Source organism: Pseudomonas sp. HLS-6 TE3448 (assembly GCF_053629555.1).
Window position 1 is genome coordinate 1668440 of sequence record NZ_JBRJIO010000001.1, and the last position, 12797, is coordinate 1681236.

Annotated in this window: 9 protein-coding genes; 6 read left to right on the top strand and 3 right to left on the bottom strand. The window is 60.8% G+C overall.

Features of this window, described 5'->3' with window-relative positions; all coding sequences use genetic code 11:
- Positions 1-53: 53 nt before the first annotated feature.
- The 4 genes from gltB (at position 54) to AB7M23_RS07835 (ending at position 7663) form a co-directional block, all read left to right on the top strand.
- A complete protein-coding gene (gene gltB, locus AB7M23_RS07820) occupies positions 54-4499 on the top strand; it encodes a glutamate synthase large subunit (RefSeq protein WP_454240557.1) in 4446 nt (1481 codons plus the stop codon).
- A gap of 32 nt (positions 4500-4531) precedes the next feature.
- Positions 4532-5950, top strand: a complete 1419-nt coding sequence (locus AB7M23_RS07825) for an FAD-dependent oxidoreductase (RefSeq protein WP_099773340.1) — start codon at positions 4532-4534, stop codon at positions 5948-5950.
- A 193-nt stretch (positions 5951-6143) separates the two neighbouring features.
- Positions 6144-7208: a uroporphyrinogen decarboxylase gene (gene hemE / locus AB7M23_RS07830; RefSeq protein ID WP_454240558.1), complete on the top strand. Its 1065-nt coding sequence runs from the start codon at positions 6144-6146 to the stop codon at positions 7206-7208.
- A 110-nt stretch (positions 7209-7318) separates the two neighbouring features.
- Positions 7319-7663, top strand: coding sequence for a YgiW/YdeI family stress tolerance OB fold protein (locus tag AB7M23_RS07835; RefSeq protein WP_454240559.1), 345 nt, complete (start codon positions 7319-7321; stop codon positions 7661-7663).
- Between the two features lie 19 nt (positions 7664-7682).
- Here the strand turns inward: AB7M23_RS07835 and AB7M23_RS07840 are convergent, their stop codons facing one another.
- Entirely contained in the window at positions 7683-8909 is a 1227-nt protein-coding gene (locus AB7M23_RS07840; protein WP_454242156.1) for an MFS transporter, read from the bottom strand.
- Between the two features lie 153 nt (positions 8910-9062).
- Between AB7M23_RS07840 and AB7M23_RS07845 the strand changes: the two genes are divergently transcribed.
- On the top strand, positions 9063-9965 hold the full coding sequence (locus tag AB7M23_RS07845; RefSeq protein ID WP_163938617.1) for a LysR family transcriptional regulator: 903 nt from the start codon (positions 9063-9065) through the stop codon (positions 9963-9965).
- A 53-nt stretch (positions 9966-10018) separates the two neighbouring features.
- Complete coding sequence (locus tag AB7M23_RS07850) at positions 10019-10792, top strand: ParA family protein (protein WP_454240560.1); 774 nt, start codon at positions 10019-10021, stop codon at positions 10790-10792.
- Here the strand turns inward: AB7M23_RS07850 and trxC are convergent.
- Together trxC and selO are read right to left on the bottom strand one after the other, a co-directional pair.
- Positions 10789-11223 carry a thioredoxin TrxC gene (trxC, locus tag AB7M23_RS07855; RefSeq protein ID WP_330522233.1) on the bottom strand — a complete coding sequence of 145 codons (435 nt, stop codon included), beginning with the start codon at positions 11221-11223 and terminating at the stop codon, positions 10789-10791. The two genes, AB7M23_RS07850 and trxC, sit on opposite strands and share 4 nt — an antisense overlap.
- 108 nt (positions 11224-11331) lie before the next feature.
- Complete coding sequence (selO, locus tag AB7M23_RS07860) at positions 11332-12792, bottom strand: protein adenylyltransferase SelO (protein WP_454240561.1); 1461 nt, start codon at positions 12790-12792, stop codon at positions 11332-11334.
- Positions 12793-12797: the final 5 nt, after the last annotated feature.

A 12797-nucleotide genomic window follows, 5' to 3' on the forward strand; every position in this document is an offset into this window, starting at 1 on the left:
GTACTAAAAAGAGATTTGCCTTGGTGAGAGGCGAACCTGGTGAGAAAGTGTCTATGAAAACAGGTCTGTACCATCCCGAAGAATTCAAGGATAACTGTGGTTTTGGCCTGATCGCCCATATGACGGGCGAACCCAGCCACCACCTTTTGCAAACGGCCATCGAGGCCCTGACCTGCATGACCCACCGTGGTGGGATCAACGCCGACGGCAAGACCGGTGACGGCTGCGGTCTGCTGATGCAGAAGCCCGATCAGTTCCTGCGAGCCGTCGCTCGCGAGCAGTTCGGCAGCGACCTGCCCAAGCAGTACGCCGTGGGCATGGTCTTCTTCAATCAGGATGATGCCAAGGCGCAGGCGGCACGCGCCAACATGGACAAGGAAATCCTTGCCGCGGGCCTGCAATTGCTGGGCTGGCGCAAGGTGCCGATCGATACCAGCGTTCTGGGCCGTCTGGCCTTGGAGCGCCTGCCGCAAATCGAGCAGGTGTTCATCGGCGGTGAAGGCCTGAGCGATCAGGAATTCGCCATCAAGCTGTTCAGTGCGCGTCGGCGCTCGTCGGTGGCCAACGCCGCCGATACCGACCACTACATCTGCAGCTTCTCGCACAAGACGATCATCTATAAGGGCCTGATGATGCCGGCAGACCTTGCCGCCTTCTATCCGGACCTCAGCGACGAGCGCCTGCAGACTGCGATCTGCGTGTTCCACCAGCGCTTCTCCACCAACACCCTGCCGAAATGGCCGCTGGCTCAGCCATTCCGCTTCCTCGCCCACAACGGCGAGATCAACACCATTACGGGTAACCGCAACTGGGCCCAGGCGCGTCGAACCAAGTTCGCCAACGAACTGATCCCTGATCTGGAGGAGCTCGGCCCGCTGGTCAACCGCGTCGGTTCCGACTCTTCGAGCATGGACAACATGCTGGAGTTGATGGTCACCGGCGGTATCGACCTGTTCCGTGGCGTGCGGATGATCATTCCGCCAGCGTGGCAGAACGTCGAGACCATGGACGCTGACCTGCGTGCGTTCTATGAGTACAACTCCATGCATATGGAGCCATGGGACGGCCCAGCCGGTGTGGTCATGACCGAAGGTCGCCACGCCGTATGCCTGCTCGACCGCAACGGCCTGCGTCCAGCCCGTTGGGTCACCACCAAGAACGGCTACATCACCTTGGCGTCGGAAATCGGCGTGTGGGACTACAAGCCCGAAGACGTGATCGCCAAGGGCCGTGTCGGCCCAGGCCAGATCTTCGCCGTGGACACTGAAACCGGGCAGATCCTCGACACCGACGCCATCGACAACCGGCTGAAGTCGCGTCACCCTTACAAGCGCTGGCTGCGCCAGAACGCCCTGCGTATCCAGGCAACCCTGAGCGATGACCAGGGCGTGGCCAGCTACGATGCTGACCAGCTCAAGCAGTACATGAAGATGTTCCAGGTCACCTTCGAGGAACGTGACCAAGTGCTGCGTCCGCTCGGTGAGCAAGGCCAGGAAGCTGTGGGCTCGATGGGTGACGACACGCCGATGGCAGTGTTGTCGCAGCGCGTGCGTTCGACGTACGACTACTTCCGTCAGCAGTTTGCCCAGGTCACCAACCCGCCGATCGACCCGCTGCGCGAAGCGATCGTCATGTCCCTGGAAATCTGCCTCGGTGCCGAGCGCAACATCTTCCAGGAATCGCCTGAGCATGCCTCACGGGTGATCCTCAGTTCCCCAGTGATTTCGCCTGCCAAGTGGCGTTCGCTGATGAGCCTGGATCGTCCAGGTTTCGAGCGTCAGTTGATCGACCTCAACTATGAGGAAAGCCTCGGCCTTGAGGCAGCGGTCCGCAACATTGCCGATCAGGCTGAAGAAGCGGTGCGCAGTGGCAAGACTCAACTGGTGTTGAGCGACCGCCATATTGCCCCGGGCAAGCTGCCGGTGCATGCATCGCTGGCTGTCGGTGCCGTACACCACCGCCTGACCGAGCAAGGCCTGCGCTGCGACAGTAACATCCTGGTGGAAACCGCGACCGCGCGTGACCCGCATCACTTTGCGGTACTGATCGGTTTCGGCGCGTCTGCTGTCTACCCGTACCTGGCGTACGAAGTGCTGGCCGACCTGATCCGCACCGGGGAAGTGCTGGGTGACCTGGATGAGGTCTTCAAGTACTACCGTAAAGGCATCTCCAAGGGCCTGCTGAAGATCCTGTCGAAGATGGGTATCTCCACCATTGCTTCTTACCGCGGCGCCCAGTTGTTCGAGGCCGTTGGCCTGTCGGATGAAGTGGTCGCGCTGAGTTTCCGTGGCGTTGCCAGCCGCCTGAAAGGCGCACGTTTCGTTGATATCGAGAACGAGCAGAAGCTGCTCGCTGCCGAAGCCTGGAGCCCGCGCAAGCCCATCCAGCAAGGCGGTTTGCTCAAGTTCGTTCACGGTGGCGAATACCACGCCTACAACCCGGATGTGGTCAACACCCTGCAGGCCGCTGTGCAGCAGGGCGACTATGCCAAGTTCAAGGAATACACCGCGCTGGTCGACAAGCGCCCGGTGTCGATGATCCGTGACCTGCTGAAGGTCAAGGTCGCAGACCAGGCCCTGGCGCTGGACGAAGTCGAGCCACTGGAAGCGATCCTCAAGCGTTTCGACTCTGCTGGTATCTCGCTTGGCGCCCTGTCGCCAGAGGCGCACGAAGCGCTGGCTGAAGCCATGAACCGCCTGGGTGCGCGTTCCAACTCCGGTGAGGGCGGTGAAGACCCAGCCCGCTATGGCACCATCAAGAGCTCCAAGATCAAGCAGGTGGCCACAGGCCGTTTCGGCGTGACGCCGGAATACCTGGTCAACGCTGAAGTGTTGCAGATCAAGGTGGCCCAGGGCGCCAAGCCGGGTGAGGGTGGGCAGCTGCCTGGTGGCAAGGTCAACGGCCTGATCGCCAAGCTGCGTTATGCCGTACCTGGCGTGACCCTGATCTCGCCGCCGCCGCACCACGACATCTATTCCATCGAAGACTTGTCGCAGCTGATTTTCGACCTCAAGCAGGTCAACCCGCAGGCGTTGGTTTCGGTGAAGCTGGTGGCAGAAGCGGGCGTCGGTACCATCGCCGCTGGCGTGGCCAAGGCCTATGCCGACCTGATCACCATCTCCGGTTACGACGGTGGTACTGGTGCTTCGCCACTGACCTCGATCAAGTACGCCGGTGCCCCGTGGGAGCTGGGCTTGGCCGAGACTCACCAGACCCTGCGCGGCAACGATTTGCGTGGCAAGGTTCGCGTGCAGACCGACGGCGGCCTGAAAACCGGCCTGGACGTGATCAAGGCAGCCATTCTGGGTGCTGAAAGCTTCGGCTTCGGTACGGCGCCAATGATCGCCCTTGGCTGCAAATACCTGCGTATCTGTCACCTGAACAACTGCGCCACTGGTGTAGCGACCCAGAACGACAAACTGCGCAAGGACCACTACATCGGTACCGTCGACATGGTGGTGAACTTCTTCACCTACGTCGCCGAAGAAACCCGTGAGTGGCTGGCCAAACTGGGCGTGCGTAGCCTCGGTGAGCTGATCGGGCGTACCGATCTGCTGGAAATGCTCCCGGGCGAAACTGCCAAGCAGCAGCACCTGGACCTCAGCCCGCTGCTGGGCAGTGAGCATGTACCGGCTGACAAGCCGCAGTTCTGCCAAGTTGACCGCAACCCACCGTTCGACAAGGGTGCGCTGGCCGAGAAGATGGTCGAGATGGCCCTGCCAGCGATCAAGGATCTGGCGGGCGCCGAATTCAACCTGGACATCTGCAACTGCGACCGTTCGATCGGCGCGCGGATTTCCGGCGAGATCGCCCGTCTGCACGGCAACCAGGGCATGGCCAAAGCGCCTGTCACCTTCCGCTTCAAGGGTACTGCAGGCCAGAGCTTCGGCGTCTGGAACGCAGGTGGCCTGAACATGTACCTGGAAGGCGACGCCAACGACTATGTCGGCAAAGGCATGACTGGTGGCAAGCTGGTGATCGTACCGCCAGCGGGCAGCCCGTTTGCTACGCAGCACAGCGCGATCATCGGCAACACCTGCCTGTATGGCGCCACTGGCGGCAAGCTGTTTGCCGCGGGTACTGCCGGCGAGCGTTTTGCTGTGCGTAACTCCGGCGCCCACACGGTTGTGGAAGGCACTGGCGACCACTGCTGCGAATACATGACTGGCGGTTTCGTTTGCGTACTGGGCAAGACCGGCTACAACTTCGGTTCTGGTATGACCGGTGGTTTCGCCTACGTGCTCGACCAGGACAACAGCTTCGTTGACAAGGTCAACCACGAACTGGTGGAAATCCAGCGGATCACCGGCGAAGCGATGGAAGCGTACCGCAGCCACTTGCAGCGCGTGCTCGGCGAGTATGTCGAAGAGACGGGTAGCGAGTGGGGACGTGAGCTCTGGGAGAACCTGGACGACTACGTGCGCCGCTTCTGGCTGGTCAAGCCGAAGGCTGCGAGCCTGAAGAACCTGCTGTCCAGCACCCGTGCCAACCCGCAGTGATATGCGCCTGAAGAGTTTGATGAGGTTTAAACATGGCTGAACGTCTGAGTAATGACTTCCAGTTCATCGAGGTCGGGCGCAAGGATCCGAAGAAGAAACTGCTGCGTCAACGCAAGAAAGAGTTCGTGGAGATCTACGAACCCTTCAAACCCCAGCAGTCGGCCGAACAGGCCCACCGCTGCCTGGGCTGTGGTAACCCGTACTGCGAATGGAAGTGCCCGGTGCACAACTTCATTCCCAACTGGTTGAAGCTGGTGTCCGAGGGCAACATCCTGGCGGCGGCGGAACTGTCGCACCAGACCAACACCCTGCCGGAAGTCTGCGGCCGGGTGTGCCCGCAGGACCGCCTGTGCGAGGGTGCCTGCACCCTCAACGACGGTTTTGGTGCGGTGACCATCGGTTCGGTCGAGAAGTACATCACCGACACCGCGTTCGCCATGGGCTGGCGCCCGGACATGTCCAAGGTCAAGCCGACCGGCAAGCGTGTCGCGATCATCGGTGCCGGTCCGGCTGGCCTGGGCTGTGCCGACGTGCTGGTGCGTGGTGGGGTAACCCCGGTGGTGTTCGACCGGAACCCGGAAATCGGCGGTCTGCTGACCTTCGGTATCCCCGAGTTCAAGCTGGAAAAGACCGTATTGAGCAATCGTCGCGAAGTCTTCACCGGCATGGGCATCGAGTTCCGCCTGAACACCGAAGTGGGCAAGGACATCAGCATGGAACAGCTGCTGGCCGAGTACGATGCCGTGTTCATGGGCATGGGTACCTACACCTACATGAAAGGCGGTTTCCCTGGTGAAGACCTGCCGGGCGTGCATGATGCGCTGGACTTCCTGGTGGCCAACGTCAACCGCAACCTGGGCTTTGAAAAGTCGCCGGAAGATTTCGTCGACATGAAAGGCAAGAAGGTCGTGGTGCTGGGCGGTGGTGACACGGCGATGGACTGCAACCGCACGTCCATCCGTCAGGGTGCCAAGGCGGTAACCTGCGCCTATCGCCGTGACGAAGCCAACATGCCAGGCTCGCGCAAAGAGGTGAAGAACGCCAAGGAAGAGGGTGTGAAATTCCTCTACAACCGTCAGCCAATCGCCATTGTGGGCGAAGACAAGGTTGAGGGCGTGAAGGTTGTCGAGACCCGTCTCGGCGAGCCGGATGCCCGTGGCCGTCGCAGCCCTGAGCCGATTCCCGGCTCCGAGGAAATCATCCCGGCAGACGCCGTGGTGATCGCCTTTGGCTTCCGTCCAAGCCCCGCGCCATGGTTCGAGCAGTTCAGCATCCAGACCGATAGCCAGGGCCGTGTGGTGGCGCCGGAGCAGGGCGCGTACAAGCACCAGACCAGCAACCCGAAGATCTTCGCCGGTGGCGATATGGTCCGTGGGTCTGACCTGGTGGTGACTGCGATCTTCGAAGGGCGCAATGCCGCTGAAGGGATCCTGGACTACCTGGGCGTCTGAAAAAACATCGCGGGGCGAGCCCGCTCCCACAGGGTCAGCCCCATCGCGACCGTGGTGGGGCGAGCTCGTCCGGCGATGAAGTTTAGAAAATCTATTGACCTAGTGCAGGTCGATAGACAAAAGGCACGGTTCATACCGTGCCTTTTACGTTGGTGTCTGAGAAAATGCCCCCACTTTTTTTCCGGATGCCGACATGACTGCCTTGAAGAACGATCGTTTTCTGCGCGCCCTGCTCAAGCAACCCGTAGACGTTACCCCTGTATGGATGATGCGCCAGGCCGGCCGTTACCTGCCGGAGTACCGCGCCAGCCGCGCCAAGGCCGGCGATTTCATGAGCCTGTGCATGAACCCGCAGTTTGCCTGCGAGGTCACCCTGCAGCCGCTGGAGCGCTATCCGCTGGACGCGGCGATCCTGTTCTCCGACATCCTCACCATTCCCGACGCCATGGGCCAGGGCCTGTACTTTGAAACCGGCGAAGGCCCGCGTTTCAAGAAGGTCGTCAGCACCCTGGCTGACATCGAAGCCTTGCCGATCCCCGATCCGCAGAAGGACCTGGGCTACGTGATGGATGCGGTCAGCACCATCCGCCGTGAGCTCAATGGCCGGGTGCCGCTGATCGGCTTCTCCGGCAGCCCATGGACCCTGGCCACCTACATGGTCGAAGGCGGCTCGTCGAAAGACTTCCGCAAGACCAAGGCCATGCTCTACGACAACCCGCAGGCCATGCACCTGTTGCTGGACAAGTTGGCGCAGTCGGTGACCTCGTACCTCAACGGGCAGATCCTCGCCGGAGCACAAGCCGTACAGATCTTCGACACCTGGGGTGGCAACCTGTCGGCTGCGGCCTACCAGGAGTTCTCCTTGGCCTACATGCGCAAGATCGTCAGTGGCCTGATCCGCGAGCACGAAGGGCGCAAGGTTCCGGTCATCCTGTTCACCAAGAATGGCGGCCTGTGGTTGGAAAGCATTGCGGATGCTGGCGCCGACGCCCTTGGCCTGGACTGGACCTGCGACATTGGCGAAGCCCGCCAGCGCGTCGGCGCCAAGGTTGCCCTGCAGGGCAACATGGACCCGACCGTACTCTACGCCAAGCCTGAAGCCATCCGTGCTGAAGTGGGGCGTATCCTGGCCAGCTACGGGCATGGCACCGGTCACGTGTTCAACCTCGGCCATGGCATCACCCCGGAAGTCGATCCTGAGCATGCTGGTGCCTTCATCAACGCCGTTCATGAGTTGTCGGCGCAGTACCACCAGTAAGTACTGTTGAATAAAAAAACGCCCGGCCAATGCCGGGCGTTTTGCATTAAGTTTGAATTCAGCGTGCCTGCTTATGCTGGTCCCATCGAAACCAAGATTGGATCACACTTATGAAAACCCGCTATCTCGCACTGCTTCTCGCTCCCCTGTTCAGCACCGCTGCCCTGGCCGCTGGCTACACGGGCCCTGGCGCACAATCGGTGGCCACGGTTGCCGAGGCCCACAACGCGGCTGACGACACCCCAGCCGTGCTGCAAGGTCACATCACCCAGAAGCTGAAGAACGAGAAGTACGAGTTCAAGGATGCTACCGGCAACATCATTGTCGAAATCGACGACGAAGACCTGCCGCCAGTGGCCTTCAACGACAAGACCCTGGTCAAACTGACTGGCGAAGTCGACAAGGGCCTGGTGAAGCGCGATGTCGATGTGGATCTGGTCGAGGTATTGAACTGAGTCTGCGCAGGAACGGCCTCTAACTTTTCGCCGGCAACTTGCTCAGGTGCAGTGCCACCAGCAGGGCAATGACCAGCAAGCTGCCGATGAAGAGGCCGATGCCGTTCCAGCCGCCCTGGTGCCAGAACACACCACCGGCGGTGCCGGCGACACTGGAGCCGGCGTAGTAGCTGAACAGGTACAGCGACGAAGCCTGGCCCTTGGCCTTGAAGGCACGGCGACCGATCCAGCTACTGGCCACCGAGTGTGCGCCGAAGAAGCCGAAGGTGAAGATCAGCATGCCGATGACGACTAGTGGCAGGGGTTCGAGCAGGGTCAGCAGCAGGCCACCGAACATCAGCACAATAGTTGCCCAGAACACCTTGCGCCGGCCCAACTTGTCAGCCAGCGCGCCAATTTGTGCCGAGCTGTAGATGCCCGACAGGTAAACCACCGACAGCAGCCCGACCAGGGCCTGGTTCATGTGGTAAGGCTCTGCCAGCAGGCGGTAGCCGATGTAGTTGAACAGGGTAACGAAGGCGCCCATCAGCAGGAAGGCTTCAAGGAACAGCCAGGGCAGCCCGGCATCGCGAAAGTGCAAGGTGAAGCCGTCCAGCAGGCTGCGAGGATTCAGCGGGCGCGCACGGAAGTTGCGCGACTCGGGGAGCATTTTCCAGAACAGTACCGCGGCGATCAGTGCCAGTCCACCGATGGCCAGCAGTGCCGTGTGCCAACTGACGAAGTCGATCAGTACGCCGGTAATCAAGCGTCCGCTCATGCCACCAATGGCATTGCCGCCGATGTACAGGCCCATGGCCAGGCCAAGATGCTGAGGGTAGATCTCTTCGCTGAGGTAGGTCATGGCCACCGCAGCCAGCCCGCTCAAGGACAGACCGACCAGCGCGCGCATCGCCAGAACCCCTTCCCAGGTGGGCATCAGCGCACTGGCGATTGTGCACAGTGCAGCGCAGAACAACGCTGCAACCATCACGGGCTTACGACCAATACGGTCTGAAACAGGCCCAGTGACCAGTAGACCGAACGCTAGCAGCGCAGTCGACACCGACAGCACCAGGCTGCTCTGCGCCGCATTGATGGAGAATTCCCGGGACAGCAGCGGCATCATGGGTTGCACGCAATACAGCAGCGCGAAGGTGGCGAAGCCACCACAGAACAATGCCAGCACTGTGCGCATGAACGCCGGTGTGCCCTTTTCGATCCACTGGTCAGTGGTGGAGGCTGCGTCCGTGGTGGGTGCAGGGGGCACGTCGTGGGCGAGGGGAGCAACAGCAGTTTTCACGGTAAACCTCGGAAGGGCTACGGCCAGTCAGGCAGTAAAAAAAGAATATAGCTAGCTAATGATCATTTCCAATATATTGTTCGACCTGTTTAAGAGGTTTTACGACCTGTTGAGGGTGTTATGGAATTACGCCACTTGCGGTACTTCATTGCAGTTGCCGAAGAGCTCCACTTCGGGCGGGCGGCACAGCTGTTGGGCATCTCCCAGCCACCCTTGAGCCAGCAGATCCAGGCCCTGGAGCAGGAGTTGGGAGCGCGTTTGTTCGAGCGGACCAACCGACGGGTGGAGCTGAGTGAAGCTGGCCGCTTGTTCCTCGATGAGGCCCGACAGGTGCTGGCTCAGGTCGATAAGGCTGCCGATGTCGCTCGGCGCGCCCAGCTTGGCGAGCTGGGTGAAATGAAAATTGGCTTCACGACCTCGGCCCCGATTAATTCGGGTATCCCCAAGGCGATTTATGCCTTTCGTCAGCGCTTTCCCGCTGTGCACCTGAACCTCAAGGAAATGAGCAGCCGTGATGTTGCCGATGCGCTGCTCGACGAGACCATCGAGATCGGCCTGATGCGCCCGCTGGCCTTGCCGGAGAGCCTGCTCGCCACGGAGTTGTTCCGTGAGCCTCTGGTGGCGGTGCTCAGCGCTACACACCCGCTGGCGGAGGGCAGCGAGCGTGGCTTGTTGTTGTCGACGTTGGCCAATGAGCCGTTTGTGTTTTTCCCCCGCAGCTATGGCAGTGGCCTGCATGCGCAATTGATGAGCCTGGCACGGCAGGCCGGCTTCAGCCCGCACTTTGCCCAGGAGGCGGGTGAGGCCATGACGATTATTGGCTTGGTGGCAGCGGGCCTGGGGGTGTCAGTGTTGCCGGCCTCTTTTCAGCGCATGCGTATTGACGGTGTGGTCTATCGGACCCTGCTTGATGCCGACGCGGTTACCGCTGTGTGGTTGGTGCAGCGACGCGAGTCGGCCTCGGCCATGGCCCGTGCCTTTGTCGAGCTGCTGGCGGGCCAAGGGCTCAATGGTGCTGGCTAAACCGCCGTCACGCCCACATACTCGGTCATTCACTGATACACGGAGGTCATTCCATGCGGCGCGTGGTGTTTAATCAGAAAGGTGGCGTGGGTAAGTCGAGTATTGCTTGCAACCTGGCGGCGGTGAGTGCCAGTGAAGGCTACCGAACCCTGTTGATTGACCTGGATGCCCAGGCCAACTCGACCCAGTACCTCACCGGCCTGACTGGCGAGGATATCCCCATGGGGATTGCCGATTTCTTCAAGCAGACATTGTCGTCCGGCCCCTTTGCCAGGAAGAACAAGGTCGACATCTACGAGACGCCGTTCGACAACCTCCATGTCATCACCGCTACTGCGGAGTTGGCTGACCTGCAACCCAAGCTCGAAGCCAAGCACAAGATCAACAAGCTGCGTAAGTTGCTCGATGAGTTGTCCGAAGACTACGACCGGATTTATCTCGATACGCCGCCAGCGTTGAACTTTTATGCGGTATCGGCATTGATTGCGGCCGATCGGGTACTGATTCCCTTCGACTGCGACAGCTTCTCGCGCCAGGCCCTATACGGTCTGCTGGCCGAAATCGAGGAACTGCGTGAGGACCACAATGAGCACCTGCAGGTCGAGGGCATTGTGGTCAACCAGTTCCAGGCCCGGGCCAGCCTGCCCCAGCAGATGCTCGACGAGTTGCTGGCTGAAGGCTTGCCGGTGCTGCCGGTCTACCTGAACAGCTCAGTGAAGATGCGCGAGTCGCATCAGGCCAACCTGCCGTTGATCCATCTGGAACCACGGCACAAGTTGACACAGCAGTTCGTTGAGCTGCATTCGCTGCTGGAAGAAAACGCTTAAATCCCCTGACTGCGCAGCCACTCCAGCAAGTGCTGGAGTGGGAAGGCGCCGCTTTGGCGTGCGACTTCGCGGCCATTTTTGAACAGGATCAGGCTGGGGATTGAGCGAATACCCAATTGCCCGGCCAGTTGCGGGTTGGCCTCGCTGTCGAGCTTGGCCAGGCGACAGCGCCCGCTTAGCTGGCTGGCCGCTTGTTCAAAGATTGGCGCAAAGGATTTACACGGGCCGCACCAGTCGGCCCAGACATCAACCAGCAGTGGCAGATCGCCTTTGATCTGGCTGGCATAGTCACCCTGTTTCAATTCAAACGGTTTGTTCAGCAGCACGGCGCCTTTGCAGCGTCCGCACTTCGGCGCGTCGCCCACGCGTGCGGCGGGGATGCGATTCAGGCCATTGCAATGAGGGCAGGGTATCAGCAGCGGGTCGGTCATGGTGGCGTCCGGGAAGCGAGTCGATAGTTGTTATCTGGAGCGTACGCGCAGCTTTTTCAATGTCGGCTTCGGGTGATTCTCGTCTGATCCATTGGTGTTGGCAGTTGCTCACGAGGAGCAACTGATCTCCAGATGCTTGCCCCATTCGGGTGGCCGCTCTGCGTACGCCGCCATGCCCGGCTGTTCGTCGAATGGCGTGCAGAGCACCTGATGCAGGCGACGCACCTCGCTGTAGTCACCCGCTTCAGCGGCTTCTATCGCGCGTTGGGCCAGGTAGTTGCGCAGGATGTACAGCGGGTTGACCGCATGCATCCGGGCGCGGCGTTCTTCGCTGTTGCCCGGTTCACGGGCGATGCGTGCCAGGTAGTCCCCAGACCAACGGTCAAAGCCGGCGAGGTCGACGAAGTCGTCGCGAACCACACGCAGCGCCGCTTCTGCGGGCTGGTCGCCGAGCTTTCTGAAGAACAATGTGTAATCCACCGCACCCTGTTGCATGACCTGCAGGAGCCCCTCGATCAGCGCCTTGTCGGCGTCTTCAGCGTGCGTCAGGCCAAGTCGACGACGCATCAGGTCCAGGTAGTGGGCTTCGTAAAGCGGCAGGAACAACGCCAGGGTTTCGCGCAGGGCCTCGACGCTGATGAAGGGCGTCAGGGCCTGGGCCAGGGCGCTGAGGTTCCAGTGGGCAATCGGTACTTGATTGCTGTAGCTGTAACGTCCCTGGTCATCCGAGTGGTTGCAGACGAAGCGTGCGTCGAAATCGTCCAGGAATGCAAAGGGGCCGAAATCAAAGGTGATGCCCAGGATCGACATGTTGTCGGTATTCATCACGCCGTGGCAGAAACCATAGGCTTGCCAATGGGCGATCAGTTCGGCGTTGCGCTCAACGATACTACGGAACATCGCCAGGTACGGCTCGGGCTGATCACGGCACTCGGGGAAGTGGTGGTTCAGCACGTGCTCGGCGAGGATCTTCTGCTGCTCCGGCTGGCGGGTGTAGTAGAAGTATTCGAAGTGACCGAAGCGAACATGGCTGGGTGCCAGGCGCAACAGCATGGCCGCGTGCTCCTGGGTTTCGCGCCACACAGGTGTGTTCGAGCCGATTACGCACAGCGCTCGGCTGCTGGCGATACCCAGGGCATGAAGGGCCTCGGAGGCGAGGAACTCGCGAATCGAAGAGCGCAGAACCGCACGACCATCTCCCATGCGCGAATAGGGCGTTTGCCCGGCGCCTTTCAGGTGCAGGTCCCAATACTCGCCTGCGTCATTGCGCACTTCGCCCAGCAACAGGCCGCGGCCATCGCCCAGGCGAGGGTTGTAGGAGCCGAATTGGTGACCGGAGTAAACCATCGCCCGAGGTTCAGTCTCGGCCCAGAGTTTGTGGCCACTGAAAAGCTCGGCAAACACCGGTGAGTGGGCCTCGGTAGGGTCGAGGTCGAGCAGGGCCATGGCGGCATCGCTGGCAACCACCAGACGTGGCTCGGCAATCGGCTCGGGCAGTACCGACGTGGAGAACGCATCGCCCAGACGGGCGAAGCGGTTATCGAAGGTGAGTTCGTCGAGGGCTTTCAACGGCC

Excerpts from the sequence above, each read along its gene's own strand:
- trxC (WP_330522233.1), bottom strand. The coding sequence starts at position 11,223 with ATGACCGACCCGCTGCTGATACCCTGCCCTCATTGCAATGGCCTGAAT.
- AB7M23_RS07845 (WP_163938617.1), top strand. The coding sequence starts at position 9,063 with ATGGAATTACGCCACTTGCGGTACTTCATTGCAGTTGCCGAAGAGCTC.
- hemE (WP_454240558.1), top strand. The coding sequence starts at position 6,144 with ATGACTGCCTTGAAGAACGATCGTTTTCTGCGCGCCCTGCTCAAGCAA.
- AB7M23_RS07850 (WP_454240560.1), top strand. The coding sequence starts at position 10,019 with ATGCGGCGCGTGGTGTTTAATCAGAAAGGTGGCGTGGGTAAGTCGAGT.
- AB7M23_RS07835 (WP_454240559.1), top strand. The coding sequence starts at position 7,319 with ATGAAAACCCGCTATCTCGCACTGCTTCTCGCTCCCCTGTTCAGCACC.
- gltB (WP_454240557.1), top strand. The coding sequence starts at position 54 with ATGAAAACAGGTCTGTACCATCCCGAAGAATTCAAGGATAACTGTGGT.
- AB7M23_RS07825 (WP_099773340.1), top strand. The coding sequence starts at position 4,532 with ATGGCTGAACGTCTGAGTAATGACTTCCAGTTCATCGAGGTCGGGCGC.